At 72.2% G+C, this 22,555-nt stretch carries 20 protein-coding genes; 15 read left to right on the forward strand and 5 right to left on the reverse strand.

Annotation, left to right across the window (positions count from 1 at the left end):
- The first annotated feature begins 97 nt into the window (after positions 1-97).
- Entirely contained in the window at positions 98-3,154 is a 3,057-nt protein-coding gene (locus ACHFIV_RS18260; RefSeq protein WP_398969829.1) for an AfsR/SARP family transcriptional regulator, read from the forward strand.
- 208 nt (positions 3,155-3,362) lie between these two features.
- Here ACHFIV_RS18260 and ACHFIV_RS18265 read toward each other — a convergent pair whose 3' ends face one another.
- From ACHFIV_RS18265 to ACHFIV_RS18275, 3 genes are all read right to left on the reverse strand, one after another.
- The gene (locus ACHFIV_RS18265; RefSeq protein WP_398969831.1) at positions 3,363-3,740 is read right to left on the reverse strand and encodes a hypothetical protein; all 378 of its coding nucleotides are present in this window, start codon (positions 3,738-3,740) and stop codon (positions 3,363-3,365) included.
- 261 nt (positions 3,741-4,001) lie between these two features.
- The gene (locus tag ACHFIV_RS18270; protein WP_398969834.1) at positions 4,002-4,991 is read right to left on the reverse strand and encodes a hypothetical protein; all 990 of its coding nucleotides are present in this window, start codon (positions 4,989-4,991) and stop codon (positions 4,002-4,004) included.
- Positions 4,988-5,227 (reverse strand): 4-oxalocrotonate tautomerase family protein, encoded by a 240-nt coding sequence (locus ACHFIV_RS18275; protein ID WP_398969836.1) that lies wholly within the window; start codon positions 5,225-5,227, stop codon positions 4,988-4,990. The genes ACHFIV_RS18270 and ACHFIV_RS18275 overlap by 4 nt, the downstream gene beginning before the upstream one ends.
- A 270-nt stretch (positions 5,228-5,497) precedes the next feature.
- On the opposite strand from ACHFIV_RS18275, the gene epsC reads away from it, so the two are divergent.
- The 10 genes from epsC to ACHFIV_RS18325 all read left to right on the forward strand — a co-directional run bounded on the left by epsC (position 5,498) and on the right by ACHFIV_RS18325 (position 16,220).
- Positions 5,498-6,217 carry a serine O-acetyltransferase EpsC gene (gene epsC / locus ACHFIV_RS18280; RefSeq protein WP_398969839.1) on the forward strand — a complete coding sequence of 240 codons (720 nt, stop codon included), beginning with the start codon at positions 5,498-5,500 and terminating at the stop codon, positions 6,215-6,217.
- 45 nt (positions 6,218-6,262) lie between these two features.
- Positions 6,263-7,246 carry a PLP-dependent cysteine synthase family protein gene (locus ACHFIV_RS18285; protein WP_398969841.1) on the forward strand — a complete coding sequence of 328 codons (984 nt, stop codon included), beginning with the start codon at positions 6,263-6,265 and terminating at the stop codon, positions 7,244-7,246.
- A gap of 3 nt (positions 7,247-7,249) precedes the next feature.
- The gene (locus tag ACHFIV_RS18290) at positions 7,250-7,810 is read left to right on the forward strand and encodes a cupin domain-containing protein (protein ID WP_398969843.1); all 561 of its coding nucleotides are present in this window, start codon (positions 7,250-7,252) and stop codon (positions 7,808-7,810) included.
- Positions 7,811-7,872: 62 nt separating this feature from the next.
- Positions 7,873-8,823: a DMT family transporter gene (locus tag ACHFIV_RS18295; RefSeq protein WP_398969846.1), complete on the forward strand. Its 951-nt coding sequence runs from the start codon at positions 7,873-7,875 to the stop codon at positions 8,821-8,823.
- Between the two features lie 298 nt (positions 8,824-9,121).
- Positions 9,122-9,955, forward strand: coding sequence for a cupin domain-containing protein (locus ACHFIV_RS18300; protein WP_398969849.1), 834 nt, complete (start codon positions 9,122-9,124; stop codon positions 9,953-9,955).
- Between the two features lie 8 nt (positions 9,956-9,963).
- Positions 9,964-11,823, forward strand: a complete 1,860-nt coding sequence (gene asnB, locus ACHFIV_RS18305; protein WP_398969852.1) for an asparagine synthase (glutamine-hydrolyzing) — start codon at positions 9,964-9,966, stop codon at positions 11,821-11,823.
- Positions 11,820-12,917 (forward strand): PrpF domain-containing protein, encoded by a 1,098-nt coding sequence (locus tag ACHFIV_RS18310; protein ID WP_398969855.1) that lies wholly within the window; start codon positions 11,820-11,822, stop codon positions 12,915-12,917. The genes asnB and ACHFIV_RS18310 overlap by 4 nt, the downstream gene beginning before the upstream one ends.
- Positions 12,896-14,155 (forward strand): acyl-CoA dehydrogenase family protein, encoded by a 1,260-nt coding sequence (locus ACHFIV_RS18315; RefSeq protein WP_398969858.1) that lies wholly within the window; start codon positions 12,896-12,898, stop codon positions 14,153-14,155. Before ACHFIV_RS18310 ends, ACHFIV_RS18315 begins: the two co-directional genes overlap by 22 nt.
- Entirely contained in the window at positions 14,152-15,630 is a 1,479-nt protein-coding gene (locus ACHFIV_RS18320) for a dihydroorotase family protein (RefSeq protein WP_398969860.1), read from the forward strand. The genes ACHFIV_RS18315 and ACHFIV_RS18320 overlap by 4 nt, the downstream gene beginning before the upstream one ends.
- The gene (locus ACHFIV_RS18325) at positions 15,627-16,220 is read left to right on the forward strand and encodes a flavin reductase family protein (RefSeq protein ID WP_398969863.1); all 594 of its coding nucleotides are present in this window, start codon (positions 15,627-15,629) and stop codon (positions 16,218-16,220) included. Before ACHFIV_RS18320 ends, ACHFIV_RS18325 begins: the two co-directional genes overlap by 4 nt.
- 136 nt (positions 16,221-16,356) lie before the next feature.
- On the opposite strand, the gene ACHFIV_RS18330 is transcribed toward ACHFIV_RS18325, so the two are convergent.
- Positions 16,357-16,740, reverse strand: coding sequence for an STAS domain-containing protein (locus ACHFIV_RS18330; protein ID WP_398969866.1), 384 nt, complete (start codon positions 16,738-16,740; stop codon positions 16,357-16,359).
- A 311-nt stretch (positions 16,741-17,051) separates the two neighbouring features.
- Between ACHFIV_RS18330 and ACHFIV_RS18335 the strand changes: the two genes are divergently transcribed.
- Complete coding sequence (locus tag ACHFIV_RS18335; protein ID WP_398969869.1) at positions 17,052-17,549, forward strand: MarR family winged helix-turn-helix transcriptional regulator; 498 nt, start codon at positions 17,052-17,054, stop codon at positions 17,547-17,549.
- A 28-nt stretch (positions 17,550-17,577) separates the two neighbouring features.
- Here ACHFIV_RS18335 and ACHFIV_RS18340 read toward each other — a convergent pair whose 3' ends face one another.
- Positions 17,578-18,765, reverse strand: a complete 1,188-nt coding sequence (locus ACHFIV_RS18340; protein WP_398969872.1) for a PP2C family protein-serine/threonine phosphatase — start codon at positions 18,763-18,765, stop codon at positions 17,578-17,580.
- Positions 18,766-19,024: 259 nt separating this feature from the next.
- Between ACHFIV_RS18340 and ACHFIV_RS18345 the strand changes: the two genes are divergently transcribed.
- The 3 genes from ACHFIV_RS18345 (at position 19,025) to hisD (ending at position 22,394) form a co-directional block, all read left to right on the forward strand.
- A complete protein-coding gene (locus ACHFIV_RS18345; protein ID WP_398969875.1) occupies positions 19,025-19,909 on the forward strand; it encodes a SigB/SigF/SigG family RNA polymerase sigma factor in 885 nt (294 codons plus the stop codon).
- An 81-nt stretch (positions 19,910-19,990) separates the two neighbouring features.
- The gene (locus ACHFIV_RS18350; RefSeq protein WP_398969877.1) at positions 19,991-20,929 is read left to right on the forward strand and encodes a LysR family transcriptional regulator; all 939 of its coding nucleotides are present in this window, start codon (positions 19,991-19,993) and stop codon (positions 20,927-20,929) included.
- 103 nt (positions 20,930-21,032) lie between these two features.
- The gene (gene hisD, locus ACHFIV_RS18355; protein WP_398969880.1) at positions 21,033-22,394 is read left to right on the forward strand and encodes a histidinol dehydrogenase; all 1,362 of its coding nucleotides are present in this window, start codon (positions 21,033-21,035) and stop codon (positions 22,392-22,394) included.
- The last annotated feature ends 161 nt before the right edge of the window (positions 22,395-22,555 follow it).

The raw sequence follows: 22,555 nt of genomic DNA on the forward strand, positions 1-22,555 counted from the left end.
CTGATGTGATGGCGCATTCGGGCCGGCAGGACGGGGGAGTCGGTGTTCGTGGGGGGCAGCAGCAGCTGCTCGGGGGCCTGCTGGAGGGACGCGTTTCATGAGCGAGGACATAGGGGTGCGCGGAGTCCGCTTCCGGATTCTGGGCTCGTTCGAATGCTGGGACGGGCCGGAGCGCGTCCGGGTGGGTGGCCCTGTGCACGAAAGGGTCCTGGTCACCCTGCTGCTGGAGCCCCAGCGCGTACTCCCCGTGTTCCGGTTGGTGGAAGCCGTCTGGGACGAGAACGCGCCTGCCACCGCCGCCCATCAGGTACGCAAGGCGGTCGCCGAGTTGCGGCAGCGCATTCCCGACGGGCGGAACCTGATCGTCACCGAGGGTCCGGGGTACCGAGCGCTGACCACGCCCGAGCAGGTGGACCTCAGCCGCTTCACCGAAGGGCTGAAACAAGCCAGGGAAGCTACCGCCGCCGGACAAAGTGCGCACGCCGCGACGGCTCTGCGCGAGGCGCTCGACCTCTGGCGCGGCCCTCTGCTGTCCGGCAGCGGCGGCTCCGTCCTCTCCGCCGCTTCCGCGGCCCTGGAAGAGCGCCGGCTCACCGCCGTGGAGCAGCTTTTCGACCTGCGGCTCGCCGCAGGTGAGAACGGTGAGCTCGTCGGAGAGCTCAGAGAGTTCATCGAGGCGAATCCGCTCCGAGAGACCCTGCGCGGGCAGCTGATGCTCGCGCTCTTCCGGTCCGGCCGGCAGGCCGAGGCACTGGAGGAGTTCGCGAAGGTCCGCGAGTTCCTGGTGGACGAACTCGGCATCGGCCCCGGTGACGCCCTGACGGAACTGCACCAGGCCATCCTGCGCAACAGTCCCGAGCTCGCCGCTCCGCCTCCGCCGGCCGGCCCTTCCGTGGCTCCGTTCACCCCGGAGGGCTCGCCCTCCACCCTCCCCTACGACCTGCGCGACTTCACCGGCCGCGAGGAGGAGGTCCGCCAGCTGCTCGACTTCGTGGAGGACGCGGCCGGTACCGGACCACTCATCGTCGCCATCGACGGTATGGGCGGCAGCGGCAAGACCTCCCTCGCCGTGCGCGCCGCCCATCAGCTCTCCGACCGCTACCCCGACGCACAACTGCACATCGACTTACGCGGGTTCACACCGAGCGAACAACCACTGAGCGCCGGGGCCGCCGCCGAGGCCCTGCTGCGCATGCTCGGCGCACCCGGCGAACGCATCCCCGACGACGCGGAGGGCCGCATCGCCCTGTGGCGGCGGACCATGAGCACACGCCGGATGATCCTGCTGCTCGACAACGCCGTCGACGAGTCCCAGGTCAGGCCACTCCTCGCCTCCCCCACGCAGACCCTCGTCCTGGTCACCAGCCGGGCTCTGCTCGCGGACCTGGACGCCGCGCACACCGTCTCCCTCGGTGTCATGCCACCGCACGACAGCGTCGCGCTCGTCGAGGGCGTTCTCGGCAGCACCCGCGCCCGCGCCGAGCGCGAGGCCGTGGCGCAGCTCGCCGAACTCTGCGGTCATCTGCCGCTCGCCCTCCGCATCGCCGCCGCCCGGTTGCGCAAGCGTCCCCGCTGGACCGTCCGCTACCTCGTCGACCGGCTCCGTGACGACGCCCACCGGCTCGCCGAGCTCAACTCGGGCGAGCGCAGTGTCGAGGTCACCCTGCGGCTCTCGTACGAGGGCCTGTCGGCCGAGACACGCGAGGCGTTCCGCCTGCTGGGCCAGCACCCGGGGGCCGAGATCGAGGTGTACGCCGCCGGAGCCCTGCTCGACAAACGGGCGCGGGACGCGGAGGACGTCCTGGAGTACCTCCTCGACATGCATCTGCTGCAGCAGCACGAGACCGGCCGGTACGCGTTCCACGACCTCGTCCGCAGCTTCGCCCAGAACCTGTCGCGCGGCAGTGGCGGCCCCGCGCCGGAAGCCGGTGACGGGGAGAGGGACGACGAGGAGGCTGCCCGGGCCGTACGCCGTCTCCTCGACTTCGCACTGCACGCCACCGACGCCGCCTGCGACCTGCTGTTTCCCGGCCGGGCCCGGATCCCCCGCCCCGAGCACCGGTCGGACGCCGAGCTCCCACCGCTGGACACCGCCGAGCAGGCCCGGGACTGGCTGGAGCGCGAACAGGACTCACTGCTGGCCGCCGTGGCCCTCGCGTACCGCTGGGAACTGGACAGCCACGTCGGGCTGCTCGCCGCCAACGTTGTCTTCCCGCTCGACCTACGAGGACGCCTCGAGGAGTTCCGGGAGTTGTGCCGCACCGCGGTCACCGCCTCCCGCCGGCTCGGTGATCCGGCACTGCTACGGCTGAGCCTGTCGAACCTCGCCGTCGCCTGCTGGAAGCTGGGCCGCTTCGAGGAGGGCATCACCATGTCGGAGGAGGCGTTCGCTCTGGCCGTGAGCCTGTCCGACCGGCGCGGCGAGGCCAAGGACACCGGCGTCCTCGGCCTCCTGCTCAGCGCACTGGGGCGGTACGACGAGGCGCTGCCCCTTCTGGAACGGTCGATCGCGATCAAGCGGGAGCTCGGCGCGGAGCGTGCCGAGGCCGAGTCCCTCACCAACCTCAGCAATCTGTACGCCGAATGGGGCCGCTTCCCGGAAGCCGTGGAGGTCGCCACCCGTGCCGTCACGCTGTCCCGCAGTATCGGGGCGATCGACAAGGAGGTCGAGGGCCTCATCGATCTGGCGGTGGCCCGGCTCGGCCTGGGTGCGGTGGACGAGGCCGCCGATCTGCTGCGCCGGGCCCGCAAGCTGGCCGTGGACGTCATGTCCCCCGCCGACATGTCCCTGCTGCTCGCCCTGTCCGCCGACACCGCCGACCGCCTCGGCGAGACCGCGCAGGCCACCGAGTGGGCGGAGGCGGCGCTCCAGCTCGGCGACCTGAGCGGGGCGCCGATGCGCGAGGCCGCCGTCGGCAACATCATCGGCCGGCTGCACGGCCGCCGGGGCCGTCACGCCCTCGCACTGGAACTCCACCAGCGGGCCCACCGCGCGGCCGCCGGCGTGGACTACCGCGTCGAGGAGGCCCGGGCTCTGGCCGGCATGGCCCGCGCACTGGAACAGCTCGGCGAGCACGAGGCGGCTGAGGCACACCGGGCGACGGCGGACGGGTCCTTCGACGCGATGGGTATCCCCGCAGGGCGGACGGGCTGAGCGCTCACTCCCCCGTACGGCGGATCGACGTGCCCATCGACGTGCCCTGGGTCGTCCGTACGCGCCGGCCGTCGGTGCCGGAACGGCGGATGCCCCGCTCCTGTGGGGAGGAGCAGGGCATGGGGAGTTCGCCGCCGACCAGGTTGCGCCCATGGGGCGGGAGTCGGGGTCAGGCCACCATGTCGGGGCCCTCACCGGAGGTGGGTGCCTAGTTCGGGCCCTCACCGGAGGTGGGTGCGTAGTTCGGGCCCTCACCGGAGGTGGGCGCCACGTTCGGGCCCTCACCGGACGTCGGCCCGACATTCGGACCCTCACCGGAGGTGGGTGCGTAGTTCGGACCCTCACCGGAGGTAGGCGCCACGTTCGGACCCTCACCGGAGGTGGGTGCGTAGTTCGGACCCTCACCGGAGGTGGGTGCGTAGTTCGGACCCTCACCGGACGTCGGCCCGACATTCGGACCCTCACCGTCGATCGGCACCAGGTGCGTGGCCACGGTGGCGTGCCCCGTGCGGTCCGTCGTGACAGCAAGGGCGGCGCTGCTGCCCGCTCCCAGCGTGAGGACGGCCGCCGTGACGATTCCTGCCATCGTGTACACCGTGTTCCGCATCTGATTTCCTGCCTTCTGGAGTGGTCCCGGCTGGTCTTTCCTGCTGACAGGAACAACATTCGCGGGATCCGCTCCCGGGCCGTTCCGCTTCCGCTACCGCCCTTCCCCCTCCGACGGGAACGGAGTGGGAAACGCTCACCGCAGACGCGGGAAGGCGCCGGGAACGACGCCCCGAGCGCGGACGCGTGAAGGCCCGCCTGGTCGTTCGGCGGGCCTTCACGGAGGTGGGACGAGGCAGGTTCAGCCCAGACGTCCGAGAACGGCAGCCGTGCGGGCGGTGAGTTCGTCAGGGGTGAGGGCGGTGATCAGGGCGTGCCCGTCGCGCACCTCCCGGACACCCGCGAGCGCGGCGATCCCCTCCGGCACGTCGTGCGGGCCTGGCAGGGGAACGGCCGCCGCACATCCGACCGGCACCGGCGCTTCCAGCGGCTTTCCCGACAGCGCGCGCACCAGTTCCCGCTCCGCCACCAGTCCCGTGGTCAGTTCGATGAGCCGGGACGTCGGCCACGCCGCCTGCTCGGTACGGGAGTTGATGATGCGCGGCCCCTCGGCGGTACACGCGATGCGCGTGAAGGCGTATCCGAACTCGTAGCCGGCGAGGTCGAGCAGCCCGGTGGCCAGTGCTCGTATCTCCGCCTCCTCCTGCCGGGTGAGCGGTGCGGGAAAGGCGTGGAGGCGGGCGACCGCCCCCGCCCTGTCGCTGCCCCCGGAGGGATGCCCGGACGCGGGCGCGGTGTCGGTGGAGGCCTCACCGGAACCCGCGGAGCGCAGTTCGACGATCCCGGTGACCCTGTGCATCCCTTCCGCCGTCAGCGTCTCCACGCCGTACTCGACGTCGTAGGACACCGGTTCGTCCTGCGTCCCGGCGGGCAGCGCGACCGCTGCCCACTGCGGGCCGCTACGGGTCAGCAGTCCCCTGATCAGTGACGGGTCGGCGAGCAGTTGCGCCGCGGCTGCGGGGTTCGGGGACAGTCCGAGGTCTTCGGCCGTCTCCAGTACGGCGGGCAGGGCGCTCGCCTCACCGCAGGCGACCAGCCTGCTCACCCGGTGGGTGCGGGCCGTCTCCGCGAGGTGCCGGCGGAGTGCGCCGTCGTCCGGGAAGCCGGACGTGTCCGTGACGGTGACCGCTTCGAAGCCGGCCTCCGTCGCCTCCTCCACCAGCCGTGACGAAGGGGAGACGAGCAGGAGCAGCCGGGGATCGGGGTGACCCGTTCCGCCGGGCGACCTCATGGCTGTCCCCCCGTGTCCTGTGGGGCCGGCGTGGCACCGGCGGCATCGGCCTGGAGTACGTCGGCGAGCACACCGCCCTTCCCCCAGTGACCGGGGTCCACGTCCCGCACGATGACGGTGACGGCTTCCTCCGGACACCCGGCGATACGCGACACGCAGGCGGTCAGTTCGCTGACGAGCTCCTGGCGTCGGGCACGGTCGTTCCCTTTCCACCAGTCGACGGAAATCACAGGCACGGGGAGCTCCTCTGCTCGAAGTCGTTCGGGGCGTGTGCGGTGCGCCTACGCACCGGCGAGCCGGCGCACCCGGCGAGTCCTGGGTGCGGCGGGGTGGTGCTCAGGCGAGTGTGGGGGCGCCCGTTCCTGTCTGTTTCCCGCCCGGTTCCCGTCTCTTTCCGTCTGCGTCCCCGGAGGCCCCACCGAACGGGAACGGGCCGGGACCCCATCGGGAAGGCGGCCCTGCACGCTCTGTCCAGTCAAGAGGCCCGCCCCGCCACTGGAGCCATGATGAGCTTGCTCAGTCCGACGAAACCGGAGCCGATCCCAGCCGCCGGCACCGCGTCCGGCACCGCCCCCGGCCACCGCCCCGCGACGCCGGGCGCCCACGCCGCCACCCCCGCCTCCCCGACCCCCCGTCTCCTGCGCACACTCCGCGAGGACCTGGACGTCGTCGTGGCACGCGACCCGTCGGTGCGGGGCAGGAAGGAAGCGGTTCTCCACCCCGCGCTCACCGCGCTGTGGGCGCACCGGGTCGCACACCGCATGCACGGTCGTGGTCTGCGGATTCCCGCCCGGCTGCTCGCCCGGTGGGCACGCCGGGTGACGGCCGTCGAGATCCATCCGGGCGCGGTGCTGGGCCGCCGGGTCTTCATCGACCACGGTGCCGGGGTCGTGATAGGCGAGACCGCCGTCGTCGGGGACGACGTGACGATGTACCACCAGGTCACCCTGGGCGCGGTCGGCTGGTGGAGCGACAACAAGCGCCCGGAGGGCGACCGGCGGCACCCGGTGGTCGGCAGCGGCGTCATCCTCGGTGCCAACTGCACGGTGCTCGGCCCGGTGACCGTCGGCGACCGCGCGGTCATCGGCGCGCAGGCCCTGGTCAACAAGGACGTCCCCGGGGGTGCCCGGGTGCTCGCCCCCACCGCCGTCATCAAGGAGCCGGGCCGCCGGCCGGAGCTTATGGAGGACGTCTTCACCGTCATCGCCTCCGCGGGCTCCTGGTGACGCCCCGCACCTCCGCGTGACCCCCCACTCCCCCGATTGCGAGAGATGAGAACCGTGACGACCATCGCACAGGCCCCCCTGGCCCCCATCGCCCCCGTCCGCCCGGCGGTCGCCTCCCGTGTCGAGGACCTCGTCGGCTCCACGCCGCTCCTGGAACTGCGCCTGCGTGACCTGGCTCCCGGCGCCCGTGTGCTGGCGAAACTGGAGTCCGCCAACCCGATGTCCTCCAGCAAGGACCGCGCCGCCCTCTACATGCTGCGCGCCGCCGAGGACCGGGGGGACCTCCTGCCCGGCGGCACGGTCATCGAGGCCACATCGGGCAACACCGGCATCTCGCTGGCCGCCTTCTCCGCCTCCCGAGGCTATCGCTGTGTGATCGTGCTCCCTGACAACGCCACCACCGAACGGGTCAAGCTCCTGCGCGCGTTCGGGGCCGAGATCGTCCAGACACCGAGCGCGCTCGGCTACCCGGGCGCCATCGCCGAGGCGGAGCGCCTGCATGCCGCCACCCCCGGCTCCTGGTTCCCGTGCCAGCACGAGAACCAGGACAACGTCCGCGCCCACTACGAGACCACGGGGCCCGAGATCCACTCCGCCGTCGCCGCCACAGGACGCCGGATCGCCGCCTTCGTGTGCGCGGTCGGCACCGGTGGCACCCTGACGGGCGTCGCCCGCCACCTCAAGGAACAGGACCCGGACGTACGGGTGATAGCCGTCGAGCCGGAGAAGTCGCCGATCCTTTCGCAGGGGTACGCGGGCCAGCACCGCATTCCGGGCCTCAACGGCGGTTTCGTCGCCGCCACCACCGACGTGGCGCTCATCGACGAGGTGCTCACCGTCTCCGACGAGGACGCCCTGCACACCGCGCGCCGGCTCGCGCGCGGCCAGGGCCTGTTCGCCGGCGTCTCGTCCGGCGCGGCCACCTTCGCCGCCGAGACGGTCGCCCGGCGGCCCGAGTTCAGCGACCGCGTGGTGGTGACGCTGCTGCCCGACACCGGCGAGCGCTATCTGAGCATGTGGGAGGCCTGAGACATGAGCCACGCCATGTTCCGGGCCTACGCCGACGCGGTGAAGGCCGAGATCGGAGTGGCCACGACCACGCGCTTCATCGCCCTCGCGGAGAGCACGGACGGCCGTTTCGGGCTGTTTCACCACTCGATGCTGCCCGGTGCGGGCGGTGCGGACCCGCACTACCACTCCAAGATCTCCGAGTCCTTCTACGTGCTGACGGGTGAGGTACGGCTGCACGACGGCACCGGCTGGCGCACCGCCAGGGCGGGGGACTTCCTGCACGTGCCGGAGAACGCCGTGCACGGCTTCCGCAACGAGAGCGACTCGCTCGTCGAGATGCTGATCATCTTCACTCCGGCGGAGCACCGCGAGGGCTACTTCGAGGGCCTGGCCGCACTGCTCGCCGACGGCAACCGCCCCTCCCGCGAGGAGATGGTCGCCCTGATGGAGAAGTACGACCAGTTCGAGGTCGACGCCCCCGACACGGACCTCGACCACCCGCACCCGCACGAGGACGCGCACGGGCATCACCACGGGCCCGGAGGCACGCACGAGCACCGGAGCCGGCACGCCCACCACTGACACCCGGCACCGCCCCCCCCTTCCCCCCGGCCATCCCGCCTCCCCTTCGAGGAGAACACGCCATGAACGTCACCAACTGGGGCCGCTTCGGCCTGCTGGCCGCCCTGTGGGGCTGCAGCTTCGCCTTCATCAAGATGTCGCTGGAGGCCTTCGCGCCCCTTCAGCTCGCCTCCGGCCGCCTGATCGTGGGCGCCCTGGTCGTCCTCGCCATCCTCGCCCTGAAGCGGCTGACCCTGCCTTCCCGCAAGCTCTGGGGACACATCGCCGTCGCCTCCGTCTTCGGCAACGTCATTCCCTTCACGCTCTTCGCCATCGGTGAGCAGCACACCACTGCGACCACCGCCGGGGTCATCCAGGGCGCGACCCCGCTGATCACGATGGGCGTCGCCGCCCTCGCCCTCTCCGAGGAGAGGCCGACGACCCGCAAGGTCGCCGGTCTGACCGGTGGGTTCATCGGGCTGATCGTCGTGGTCGGACCCTGGAACACCGACGGGTTCGGCACGCTCGGCGGTCAGCTCGCCTGCGTCGGCGCCGCGGCCAGCTATGCCGTCAGCTTCGTGTACGTACGCCGCTTCATCGGCCCCCACAAGCTGCCGGCCCTCTCGGTGACCGCCGCCCAGCTGGGCGCCGCCGCGGTCATCACCGTGGTGGTCACCACCTTCATGACCGGCTGGACCCTGCACGGCGACCTCACCGTCAAGCCGTTGCTCGCCCTGCTGGTCCTCGGGGCCGCGTCCACCGGCATCGCGTTCGCCCTGCTCAACCGGCTGATCGCGGATGCCGGGCCCACGACCGCGTCCGGTGTGAACTACCTCGTGCCGGTGTTCTCCGTCGTCGTCGGTGTGCTGGCCCTCGGTGAGCCGCTGACCTGGAACGTACCTGTGGGCGGTGTCGTCGTGATCGCCGCGCTCGCACTCGCGGAGGGCCGTATCTCCGCCCTGTCCAAGCGTGCCCAGGCCGCACCGCCTGCACCGGTCGCACCCGTCCGCGTGCCGGAGGAGGCCCGCCCGTAACCAGTAGCCGCACAGCGCGCACCACACCGAGCCGGGGCCGGCGCGGACACCCTTCAGGGTGCCTGCGCCGGCCCCGGCTCGTTGCGCTGCCGGACGCGACGCGCATCCCCGGCCGGCCCGTCGCGCGCTCGCGACGAGAAGCGTGGTGATCCGTTCCGCTTCCCGGTCGTGTCCCCCGAGGCGGTAGCGGAGCGGGAGTACGACGGGACCGGCCGGGAGGACTCTGAGGTCACAGGACGAGGGGGAGCACCGGAAACCTCTTCGCTCCCTCCCCCACCCTCAAGGAGCTCTCCGCATCATGCACGCATCCACCTCGGGAACCCTCACCGCGACCCCCCTCGGGGACGCCCGCATCATCACCTCCGACGAGTTCGAGTTCGGCCCGCTGCCCGGCCGGCCCGAAGGGCGGACCACACTCGCCACCCCGGTGAGCCCCGCCGCCGGCGCCACTCACGTCACCCTGCACGTCGTGCGCGTCGCGGCGGGCGAGTCCTTCAGCCCCGAGGCGAGCCTCGAGGAGGAGAACACCGCGGTCGTCTTCCGCGGCCTGGGCACCGCGACGGTCGGCGCCCGCACCCACCGGATCGGCCGGGCCGACGCCGTGTACGCGCCCACCGGACAGGTGCTGAGCCTCACCGCCGACGGTGAGGACCTGACCGTCTACGTGTGGCGCACCCCGCTCGCCGCCGGGCGCCGCGCCGGCACCGGACCGGAACCCTTCTCCAGCCTCTGGGACGAGACCACCCAGCTGCGCGGCTTCGGCGGCACCGGCCAGCTGGCCCCCGACGCCGACCGCGCCACCATGAACTTCGTGTTCTGGCCGGGCAACGGCAGCAGCCAGCTCTGCCTGCACTGCGGCATCCAGGAGCCCGGCCAGACCTTCAACGTGCATCTGCACCCCGACAGCGACGAGGCGTTCATCGCCTTCGAGGGCATCGGCCAGATGTACCTGCGCGACCGCTGGATCGACGTCTGTGCCGGCGACGTCCTGTACGCCTCGCCCGGAGTCCTGCACGGCGCGCGCAACCCGCACACCGGTCCCGGCGCCCGGCGCTTCGTGACCTGCGGCGGCCCCAGCCCGTACGACCCGGCGCTCTACTCCGCCGCCGGCCTCTCCTCCGACGTCAGGTGATCTGAGCCATGTGCCGCATCCACGGATCCTTCCACGCCCGTACCACCGCCCAGGAAATGCGCGACGTCGCCGCCCTCCAGCACCACGGGGGGCCCGACGCCCAGTCGTTCGCCCACGGCTCCGGCTGGGCCCTCGGCAACAACCGACTGTCGATCATGGACCCCGAGGGCGGCGCCCAGCCGTACCGCCTCGGCGACATCACCGTCGTCTTCAACGGCGAGCTCTACAACCACGACCGGCTGCGGACCGAACTCATACGGCGCGGCTTCCACTTCGAGGACCGCTGCGACGGCTCGATCCTGCCGGCGCTGTACCTCACGTACGGCGAGGAGTTCGCCGAGCACCTCGACGGCATGTTCTCCGTCGCCGTCATGGACCTGAGAGGCGCCCCGCGCCTGGTGATCGCCACCGACGCGTCCGGCATGAAACCCCTGTACTACCACTGGGAGGAACGCAGCGGCCGCTTCCACTTCGCCTCCGAACTGCCGGCCCTGCTGGGTTTCACCGACGTGCGCCCCTACGAGGACGAACTGGGCCTGCACACCTATCTGTCGGCCAAGACACCCTTCGGCCAGCGGACCATGTTCCGGGGCATCGACGTGCTGCCGCCGGCCGCCACCGCGGTCGTCACCCGCGAGGGCGGTCTGCGCCTCACCACCCGGCGGATGGGCTACGAGTCCGCGCCTCCGGTCCGCGAGGAGCGGAGCCTGACGCAGGCGGGCGGTGAACTGCGCGAGCTGCTGGCCCGCGAGGTGTCCCGGCTGCTCGTCGCCGACGCCCCGGTCGCCGCCATCACCTCCGGCGGCCTCGACTCCAGCCTGGTGACGGCACTCGCCGCCCGCGCCCTGCGGGACCGCGGCGCGTCAGGCGCCCTGCACACCTTCAACATCGCCTACACCGGCGACTGGCCCGGCGACGAGCGCGCCTTCGCCGCCGAGGTGTCCCGGCACACCGGCACCGTCCACCACCAGGTGGAGATCGACCCGGCCACCTTCCCCGACCTGATGGGCGACGTGGTACGCCACCTCGGCCAGCCCAACGCCGACCCGATCACCCTCAGCACCTTCTCGCTCTTCCGGGCGGTCCGCGACGCCGGGTTCAAGGTCGCCCTCACCGGTGACGCGGCCGACGAACTCTTCGGCGGGTACGCCCGGATGACGCAGGCGCTCGCGGCCCCCGAGGGCGCGGACTGGGCCGGCGCCTACCTCGACCACCTGGCCGCCGTGCCGCGTTCGCTGCGCGAACACCTCTACACCGACGACTACGCCGCGGGGACCGGCTCCGACAGCGCGGCCGCCATGCCGCCCGGCCTCACCGAGACCCTCGCCCACGGCGCGGGCAGCCGGCTCCAGCGGATCTGCCGCATCGAGCAGCGCTACCGGCTCCCCGCCTACCACCTGCGCCGGGTCGACCACCTGTCGATGGCCAGTTCGGTGGAGGCCAGGCTGCCGTTCTGCCAGCCCGACGTGGTGCGCTACGCGGCGACGCTGCCCGACCGGCACCGGACCGTTCCCGGCACCGGCGTCAAGCGCGCGCTGTACCGGGCCGCCGACGGACTGCTGCCGGACAGTGTTCTGAACCGCCCCAAGCAGCCGTTCACCCTGCCGATCACGGCGATGCTGGCCCCCGGCCAGCGGCTGTGGGCGATGGCCCGCGACGTGCTGTCCCCACAGACGCTGCGTGCCGACGGCCGGCTGCGGTACGAGGCCGTGGACGCGCTGTTCGCCGAGCAGTCGGCCCGCCCGTCCGACCAGGTCTCGCTGGCGCTGTGGGCTCTGATGTCGCACCAGATGTGGCGCGCCGAGTTCTTCGGCTCGACCTCCAGGACCGCGGTGCGCACTCCTGAGCCGGTGGGGGCCCTCCGATGAGCGTCTCCCTCGCCCGGGCCCACGGCGCGCCCTGCCCCACCGCCGTCCTCGACGGACGGGACTTCCCCGAATCCGGGCCCGAGCTCCTGCGCGCGCTGACCGACCTGCGGACCGATCTGTGCGGGCAGGGCGCGGGTGACGTCCTGAAGAACGCCATAGTCCGGCCGTCCCGGCACCCTCTCTTCGACCTCGACTACCGCTTCGTGCAGTCCCTTCCGCAGAGCAACGACAGTTTCGACCTGCGCGGCTCGTGCGGTCACTCGATCCTGGCCGCCGTGGAGGCCGCCGCCCGCACCGGCATGATCCAGCCGCTCGTACCGGGCTGCCGCGTCCGGGTCAACGTCCTGAACAACGGCGACAACGTGGTCTGCGAGACCGAGGAGACCTCCGACGGAGGCACCCGGTTCACCGCCCACTTCCTGTGCTCGCCGCCGCTGGAACTGCCCGAGCTGCTCATGACGGGCGAGCCGGTGACCCATGTGCCCTTCGAGGGCCGGACCGTGCCGGTGTCCCTGGTGTCGATGGGCAATCCGTACGCCTTCGTCGACGCCTCCGACCTCGGGGTGAGCGGTCCCGAGGCGCTCTTCGCGGACGACCCGCGGCTGTTCACCGCGATGACCAGGCTGCGGGTCGCGGTCTGCGAGTCGCAGGGCTGGGACACCTTCGGAGCCTTCCCGAAGATCGCGGCCCTCTTGCCTCAGGAAGGCGGCGGACTCTTCGTGCGGGCCGTGTCCGTGCCGTCCTGGCACCCCACGGTCGCTCTGACCGGCGCGATCTGCCTGGGCGCCGCCGCCGGCATCGCGGGCTCCCTGCCCTGGTCGCTGGCCGGCCGGGCGGCGCAGGACCCCGACGCGCTACTGCCGGTACGCACCCCCGGCGGGTGCGTACGCGTCGCGGCCCGCTCGGCGCTCGGCCCGGACGGGGTGCGCCGGCTCGCCTGGGTGTCGGTCGCCGAGAAGCAGGTCGAGTACCGGGGGCTGCTGCCGCGCCGCCGGACCGCGCTCCAGCGGCTCGGCTCCGCCCCCCGCCCCTCCGTAGCCACCACGTCCGACCACGCATCCGAGGAGACCCCGTGGGTTCCGCTGACAGCCTGACCGCCGTGCGCGGGATCACACCGCCGCAGGCCCTGGCCGATCCGTTCGCCGTCGATCCCTACACGAGCGCGGGTTCCCGCCGCGCCGGGCGGGTGGGTCCCGTCCCGCCTGCCACCCCCACCGCGCCCCTCACCCCCTCGCCCGAGGTCCTGAGCCGTCTGGCTGCCTGCGCCGAGACGGCCGACCGCAGCGGGGAGCCGGACAGCGAGGCCGTCGCCGTGCTGCGCGAGAGCAGGCTGCTCGCCCTGGTGGTCCCCAAGTCCCACGGTGGTGCGGGAGCCGACGCGGTGGCACTCAACACCTGTGTCGAGCAGGTCGCCGCGGTGAACGCCTCCGCCGCGATCATGCTCTTCCAGCACTGTGCCGTCACCAGCCGGATCGTCGAGAACGGCACCCCGGCCCAGCACCGTGAGGTGCTCACCAAGCTGGCCGGCGGCCAGTGGCTGGCCGCTTCCGCCTGGTCGGAGAGCCGGGCCGGTGCCGACAAGAAGAACCTTTCGACCCTGGCCCGCCGCACCCCCGACGGCGGCTGGCTGCTCGACGGCGCGAAGTCCTTCACCACCAGCGCCGGGCTGGCGGACGTCTACCTCGTCCTGGCGCAGTCGCAGGACGATCCGCCCGCGACGGCCTCACCGCAGGACACCGGATACGGGTCCGCCGGGCAGACCTTCTTCCTCGTCCCCGGCGACCATCCCGGCCTCCTGCCCGACACCTCGCTCCGGCTGGTCGGCATGCGCGGCTCCGCCACGGGCTTCGTGTCGGTGCGGGAGTGCCGCGTCCCCGACACGGCACGGCTCGGCGCACCGGGCGTCGCCGCGTCCATCATCGCCCGGGTACGGAACAGCGGGGCCTCGCTCGGCGCGGTCGCCGTGGGCATCGCCCAGGCGGCGCTCGACGCCGCGCACGCTCACGCGGCGCGCCGTGGTCTCTACGCCCACCAGGCGGTGCGGCACCGCCTGGTGGACCTGGCGACGCAGGTCGAGACCGCCCGCGCGGTGGTGGAGCGCGCCGGCCGCCGCACCTCGCCCGACCCGGGACTGACCACCCTGCACTCCAAGCTCGCCGCCTCAGCGGCGGCCGAGCGGGTCGTGGCGGACGTGGCCCAGTTCCTCGGCTCGGCGGGATACGTCGAGACGCACCCGATCAACCGGTTCGGGCGGGACGCCCGCGCCGTAGCCCTGATGGGACCGACCAACGACCTCTGCAAGGAACTGGTGAGTCTGCCGTGGAACCGATGACCAACTCCTCCTCGTCCCGCATAGCCCCGATCCCCTCTCACGGCCACGCCGCGGAGGCCGACCTCGTGGTGGAAGGGGGCCGTCTCGTCACCCCCGACGGTGTCCGCGACGGTGCCGTCGTCATCCGTGACGGCCGGGTCGACGCCCTCGTAGCGCCCGGTGACCCGCTCCCCTCCGGGCCCCGTCTGGACGCCCGCGGACGGTACGTCCTGCCGGGCCTCATCGACTCGCACGTGCACTTCCGGACCCCTGGCCTGGAGCACAAGGAGACCTGGGAGCACGGCAGCCGGGCCGCCCTCGCGGGCGGCGTCACGACCGTCCTCGACATGCCCAACACGCGCCCGCCGTCCCTGGACGCCGCCTCGGTGCGCGCCAAGGCGGCTCTGATCGCCGGCCGCTCGTACGTGGACCACCGCTTCCACCTGGGGGCCGACCCCGATCACCCGGAGGTCCTGGCGGACCTCGACCCGGCGGTGGCGACCTCGGCGAAGGCGTTCATGGCCGGCCACCACACCGCGCCCGTGGTCTTCCGCGAGGCGCACCAGCTGGAGGCGGCGTTCGCCGCCGCCGCACGCGGTGGCGTGCGCCTCGTGCTGCACGCGGAGGACCAGCACGTCTTCGACCTGCTGGATTCCCGGGGCGGTGATCCCGAGTCGTACGACGCCTACGAACCGCACCGCCCTCGGTCCGGCGCGATCGTCGCGGTCGCCAAGGTCGTCCACCTGGCCCGGACCCACGGCACCAAGGTGCACGTGCTGCACGTGTCGTCGGCGGAGGAGACCGACCTGCTCGCCGCCGCGGCAGCCGAAGGGCTGCCGATCACCTTCGAGGTCACCGGCCACCACCTGTCGTTCACCGACCACGACACCGCCCGGCGCGGCCCGCGCACCCGGCTCTCCCCGGCGATCCGCGCCCCACGTGACCGGGAACGGCTGTGGCGGGCGGTACTCAGCGGCGAGGCGTCCACCATCGGCAGTGACCACGCGCCGCACACCGTGGAGGAGAAGAACCGCCCGCCGGCCGAGGCTCCCCCCGGTCTGCCCGGCGTCCAGGAACTCGCGGTCTCCGTGTGGACGGGTTTGCTCGGGCGCGGTATCGAGGCCGATGCGGCCGCCGCCCACCTCGCGCGGTTGATGGGTGAGGGACCCGCGGACCTGTTCGGGCTGTCCGGCAAGGGCCGGCTGGCCGTCGGTGCCGACGCCGATCTCGCACTCCTCGACCCGGCCGCGCGCTGGCAGATGTCGGCGCGGCACGTGCATTCGCTGTGCGGCTGGTCGGCGTACGAGGGCTGGATGTTCACCGGCCGGTTCACGACGGTGGTGACGGGCGGCCGGGTTGCCTGGGACCTGGCCCGGGGGACGGTGGGAGAACCGCGCGGCCGCTGGCTGCCGGGGCCGCTCCGGGCTCCGACGGAGCTTCCCGCGACCGCACTGGCCGCGATGCCGGACCGCGAGCTGGAAGGGGCGGCCCGATGAGCGCCACGAGCCTGCTGACCGGTCATGCGGTCCGGAGCACGCCCACAGCCGCCGGCCCGGTCCCCGCGTCACCGGGCACGGTCATGGCCCGCGACCTCCCGGCCGACGAGTTCCGTGCCGCGATGGCCTCCCTCGCCGCCCCCGTCACGGTCGTGACGTGCTACGACGACGCGGGCAGCCCCCGGGGCCTGACAGCGAGCGCCGTGTCCTCGCTGTCGCTGGACCCACCGCTGCTGCTGGTCTGCCTGGACCGGGGTTCGCGCACCCACGACGTCCTGACGTCAGCCGCGGCGTTCACCGTCCACCTCCTCGGCCCGGAGAACGAGTCCCTGGCGAGGAAGTTCGCGGGCCCGACCGCGCAGCGTTTCGAGGACGTCGCGCTGGCCACGGGCGCGGCCTCCCGCCACGCGCCCCAACTGCTGGATTCCGCGCTGAGACTGACCTGCGCCCGGCATGACGTGATCGAGGCGGGGGACCACACGATCCTGGTGGGCCGGGTGGCTGTCGCCGACTGCCTCGGCCGCCCTGCGGGCGGCCTGGTCTGGCATCACAGGGGCTTCGCCCACGCGAGGCCGGTGGAGGCGCGCTGACCGGGCGGAAGAAGTCGGCGGCACGTGCGTGGGGACGCCGTACGGCGTGGTCACGGACGTGCGCGGAGCGCAGAACGAGCGGCGGCTCGGCCGGGGATCTCCGGCCGGGCCGCCGCTGCCCGGTGCGGCGGACCGGTCAGGCGGGGGATTCCGGCCGCGGTGAGGCGGGCAGACCGCTGAGGGCGTCGGCCGTGGTGGGAAGGGCGGGAATCAGTTCGGCGACCCCCGTGACGTCGAGCAGCCTCGTCAGGTGGGGCGGTGGGGCGGCCAGGGTCAGGGACCCGTGCCGGTCCTTCGCGTACCGCAGGATGCTGATCATCGTGTTGAGGCCGGAGGAGTCGCAGAATCCCACGGGCGCCATGTCGAGGACCAGGTGCGGCCTTCCCTGCCGGATCAGTTCGAGCGCCCTGGTCCGCAGGACGGGCGCGCTGTCCACGTCGATCTCGCCGGTGACGGTCAGGACCGCGATCGCGTCCGCGGGGTGCCGTTCGGTGAGGACGAGGGTCGGGCTGTGGGTCATGTTCTCAGTACTCCAGGCCGGCAGCGGTCGCCGCCGTGGCAGGAGGGCGGTGACCGCTGGAAAGATCACGCATCGGATGTCGACCTGCGGAACCGTACCCCATGACAACAGTTGTCATGCGGAAACAATGAGGCAGAGCGGTGGCGACCTGAGGAGCCCGTGGTGGACGGAGGTACGATAACCGGGGCCACGCGAGTGTCCCGGAACCTTTGTCCTGGCTTTCCATACGAGCGCATCAACGCCCGGCTCGGTTGCTCGGTCCGGTGGCCAGACGGATGAGTGAGGCGATGCCGGAACGGAGTGTCATCACAATGGGCCTGAACCCCGAACCCGACCACCGGTCCAGGGATGCGGCCCGCGAGGGTTCCGAGTTCGTCGAACTCCTCGAAGTCCTCTGGGAGCACGGACGTGAGGCCGTCCCGACAGGCCCGGTCTCCCCGTCCCAGCTCCGCGTGCTGTACACCCTGGACAGGGCGGACGGCATCAATCTGCGGATGCTCGCCGAGGCCCTGGGGTCCGCCTCGCCCTCGGTCAGCAGGCTGTGCGACCGCCTGCAGGCCACGGGATTCGTGGAACGTGCCCCCAGTCCGGTGAGCCGCCGGGAGCTGGAGCTCCGGCTGACCAGCCACGGCAAGGCGTACCTCGTCGACCTGCGCATGCGCCGGGAGAAGGTCCTGATGTCCACGATCGACGCGATGCCGGCCAAGGCGCGGCGTTCCCTCCTCGAAGGACTGAGGGGTTTCCGCAACGCGGCCTCGGCCTCGGGGCAGGACAGCACCGGGGCGAGACCCTTGCGGTCGACCGCCTGAGGACCGGTCGACCGCCCGCCGCCACAGGTCACTCGGACGCGTCGCCGGCGGAGGACTGCCGGCCGAACCAGTCCATGCATACCACCAGCGCGTCGTCGTCCAGCGGTGTGGCACCCCGGTGGTCGCGCAGGTCGCGGAGCACCGCAAGCGGCACCTGCTCGGACGGCAGGAAGCGGTGCGCGGACAGTGACCGGGCGAGGGCACGCTGGCCGTAGCGCTCCCCGGCAGCCGACGCGCTCTCGTAGACGCCGTCGCTTCCGATGAGCAGCCGGTCGCCGGGTTCGACGCGCAGGTGCTCCGCGACGTACTCCGTCTCCTCGAACATACCCAGCGGAAGCTGCGCGTCGAACCCGACGGATTCGACGGTGCGTCCCCTCAGCCGCCACATGCGGGGCGAACCCGCGTCCACCGCCTCCACCTCACCCGTGGCCAGGTCGAAGCGCAGCAGCAGGACAGACGCGTGGAGTGCGCCGCGGTGCTGGGCGTAGACGGCCTGGTCGGCGAGGCTGGCCTGGCCGGGAAGGTCGAGGCCGGCACGCCGGGCGTTGCGCAGCGCGTTGACGACGAGGTTGGTCAGCAGGGCGGCCTCCATCCCGTTTCCCATGCCGTTGGTGACGGTGAGGGTGAGGTGGTGGGCCGACACCGACCAGTCGAAGTTGTCGCCGAAGATGGCGTACGCGGGCTCCAGATGGGCGCCCAGGGAGAATTCGGGCCGGGACACGGAGCGGCCCGGGAGCAACTGCCACTGCATCTCGGCGGCCAGGGTCAGCCGGGTGGCACGACGGGCCAGGAGGTAGAGGTCGGTGTCCCGTTCGGCGACGAGGATCTCATGGCCGAGCGCTTCACAGACCTGATGCATCCCCGCCAGGTCCGACGGGGAGCAGTTTCCCTCCGGGACCGTGACGGTGAGGACGCCGAGCCGGTCGCCCCGGACGGTCACCGGGAGGTGCACGGTCGCCCGGCCCGTCCCGGCCCTCGGCTCCACATAGGGTTCCTGGGCCCCGAAGGCCCGGCCCTGCGGGCTGTTGTGCACGGGTACCGGCTCGGCGAGCGGCGCCTCGGACACCACCTGGAGCGTGGTCATGCCGTAGTCGGCGAGCCGCAACTCCACGCTCTGTACGTCGTACTGCTCTCGCAGAGCCGCGGTGGCGACGTCGAGGAGCAGATGAGGTGCGGCCTTCCGCAGCTCCCGCTCGACGGCAGCGAATCTGTCCACGTGATCCTGTTTCTCGTCATGCCGCGCCGGACCCGGCCCGTCCGTGGGCCCCGGCCGTCGGCCTCCAGCGTACGGAGCCTGTATCCGATCCCGCGGCGATCCGAAGGGGCGCGCCGGTGGCCGGTCCTGCTCATTCTACGATGTCCGCAGGCAACTGTTTCCGCACAGCAAGAAATATCGCGTCCTCACGCATGGGGTTCCCGAGGCGGGGCAGGGGCTCGCCAGGAAGCGCACGCAGCACGAGGGAGGGTGGGACCGCATGATGACTGAACAGACCCCCGGAGCCATACGGACTGACGGTGCGCCGGATTCGGACGCCTCGCCGCAGCGCGTCGGCGAGCTGCCCTGGATCGAGGACGCGGGCAAGGTGACCCCGAAGGACGCCCGCGCCCTGTCGACGCTGTTCTTCGAACAGCTGCGGGTCCTGGAGGAGGGGACGCACGAGTACCAGTACGCGCGCAACACCCTCATCGAGATGAACATCTCACTGGTCCGGTTCGCCGCACGACGCTTCCGGAACCGGGGCAGCGGTGACATGGAGGACATCACCCAGGTCGGGACCATCGGCCTCATCAAGGCCATCGACCGGTTCGAGCTCTCCCGCGAGGTCGAGTTCGCCACGTTCGCCGTCCCCTACATCGTCGGCGAGATCAAGCGCTTCTTCCGTGACACGACCTGGGCCGTCCACGTCCCCCGCCGGCTGCAGGAGCTCCGCGTCGAACTCGCCAGGGCGAAGGACGAGCTCGCCACCCGCCTCGACCGCGACCCGACGGTGAAGGAACTGGCCGGCCACCTCGGCCTCACCGAGGACGAGGTCGTCGAGGGCGTCATCGCGTCGAACGGCTACACCGCCGGATCCCTGGACCTGCCGACCGATGCCGGTGAGACGACGGGCACGGCCACGCGCACCTTCGCCGACGTCCTGGGCGAGCCGGATTCCGCGATGGAGACGGTGGAGAACCTGCACGCCCTGGCTCCGCTCCTGGAGCAGCTCGACGACCGCGAGCGCCGCATCATCGAGATGCGCTTCGGCCAGGAGATGACACAGGCACAGATCGGCGGCGAACTCGGCGTCTCACAGATGCACGTCTCCCGCCTGCTCACCCGCACCCTCGGCAAGCTCCGCGCCGGTATGCTGGCCTGACCCGCCGCCGGGTCCTCGATCATGCCGGAACGAACGGGCGCCCGTCCCGGTGCGGGCGCCGCCGGTTCCTAAGGTTCAGCCATGAACAGGAACACTTCACCGGGCAGCATGACCCTCGTCCAGCTGAGGGCTTTCGTCGAGGCCGAGCGGCTCGGGTCGTTCACCGCCGCAGCGCACGCCATGGACATCGCCCAGGCGTCGGCCTCCGAGCTGGTCCGCCGCCTCGAGGCGGAGCTGGACACGGAGCTGTTCCTCCGCGGCAGCCGCACCCTGACCCTGACGTCGGCCGGGCAGGAGTTGCTGCCGTACGCCCAGGAGGCGGTGGGGGCGGCGGACAGCGGAGCCCGGGCCGTGCGCTCACTCGGGTCGCTGGGCGGCGGCACCGCCACGTTCGGGGTGCTGCGCAACGCCGACTACTACCTTCTCGCCAACCTCGTACAGATGTTCCACGCCCGCTATCCGGCCGTCCGCGTACGGCTCGTGGGGCAGAACTCGGCCGAGACCGCACTGGCCGTCGCGGGGGGCCGGATCGAGGCGGGCCTGGTCGTCCTGCCGATCGACGACGAGGGTCTCGCGGTCACTCCGCTCATGCGCGACGAGGTGTGTTACGTCAGCGCGAGCGCCGAACGCACCCGCACTCCGGTCACCATCGAGGCGTTCTCCCGGGCGCCTCTGGTGCTGTACGACGCCCACTACGGGTGGAAGGACCCGACCCGCCGGCAGATCGCCGAACGCGCGCAGCTCGCCGGCGTGCGCGTCGACCCCCTGATCGAGCTGGAGCGCGTCGAGGCGGCTCTGGAGCTGGTGGCGGCCGGAGCGGGCGACACGATCGCCAGCAGGGCCGTGATCGCCTCCCCCTCCTTCCCGGCGGGACTGCACACCGCGTCCTTCGCCGAGCCCCTGTACGACACCATCGCGCTCGTCAGGCGTCACGGCCATCCCCTCTCCCGCGCCACCAGGGAACTCGCCCGGCTCGCCGAGGACACCATCCGCGAGATGGGTCACGGCCTGATGACCTGACGTGCCGCCGAGGGCCCCGGACGCCTGCCACAGGAAAACCCTGTGGGAGGCGCAGGAACTGCCCCTCTAGCCCTGTGGCAGCGTCGCGTCTACCGTCCCGGGTATGCAGATCACGCACGACGAACAGAAGACCCTTGCCCCCTTCCAGTGGCTGAAGAAGCCTGCGGTCGACGGTCCCCCCGCCCAGCGCGACCCCAAGGTGGTCGAGCGCGTCTCCGAGATGCTCAAGGAGATCGAGAACAAGGGCCTGGACGCCGTCCGGACGTACGGTCAGGAGCTCGACGGGTGGTCCGGTGAGCTGGAGATCGGCGCCGACGAGCTGAAGAAGTCGGGCGACGCCCTCCCCGCCGACGTGCGCACCGCCCTGGAGATGGGGTACGAACGCACGCACCACTTCGCCTCCGCACAGCGTGAGCACCTGACCGATTTCGAGACCGAACTGGCCCCCGGGGTCATCTGCGGCCAGCGCTACGTCCCGGTGTCCCGGGTCGGCGCGTATCTCCCGGCGGGCCGTTTCCCGCTGCTGGCCAGCGCGTTCATGACCGTAGGCGTGGCCAAGACCGCGGGGGTCCCCACCGTGGTGGCGTGCACTCCCCCGTCGGGTGAGCACGGCGCCCACCCGGCCGTGCTCTACGGCGCCTACCTGTCACGGGCCGACCGGGTCTTCGCCGTCGGCGGGGTCCAGGCCCTCGGCGCCATGGCCTTCGGCCTGCTGGGCGAGGCCCCGGTGGACATGCTGGTCGGTGCGGGCAACGCCTTCGTCACCGAGGCGAAGCGACAGCTCTTCGGGCAGGTGGGTATCGACCTGCTGGCCGGCCCGTCCGAGGTGGCCGTCATCGCCGACGACTCCGCCGATCCGGCCTGGGTGGCCGCGGATCTGCTCGGCCAGGCCGAGCACGGTCCGAGCTCCCCCGCCGCCCTCATCACCACGTCCGAGAAGACGGGCCGCGCCGTCGTCGCCGAGATCGACCGGCAGCTCGTGACGCTCGCCACCCGGGACATCGCCGGACCCGCCTGGCGGGACTTCGGCTCCGTCATCGTCGTACGCGACCGGGACGAGGCCGTGGCCGTGGCGGACGTCCTCGGGCCCGAGCACCTGGAGATCCAGACCGAGGACGACGACTTCTACCTGCGCAACCTCACCAACTACGGTTCGCTCTTCCTGGGCCGCTGGTCCACCGTCGCCTACTCCGACAAGGGCATCGCCGGCCCGAACCACGTGCTGCCGACCGGCAAGACCGCCCGCTACAACGCCGGGCTGTCGGTGTCCCGCTTCCTCAAGCCCCTGACGTACCAGCGGGTGGCCGAGGAGGGCACGGCCGCGCTGGCACCCGCCGTCGAGCGGATCTCCGCCTTCGAGGGCCTGGCCGCCCACGGAGCGACCGCCACGCTCCGCATCGACCGGATCGGGCGGGCCTCCGGCGCGTTCGACGCCGTGCCCGAGGCCTTGCGCGAACAGCTCTGATCGTTCCCGCCGCCTCCGGACCGGCCCCCCCGGTCCGGAGGCGGGGCCGGCGCGCCCGGGGGACCACGACCGGTCCCCGTCCCACTCCACGGCCGCCGCCGGCTTCGCCCGCCCGAGACGGGTGAGTACCGTCCTGCAGCAGAAGTACCTGCGCTCCCCCT

The organism is Streptomyces sp. ALB3, assembly GCF_044385685.1.
Classification (GTDB): domain Bacteria; phylum Actinomycetota; class Actinomycetes; order Streptomycetales; family Streptomycetaceae; genus Streptomyces.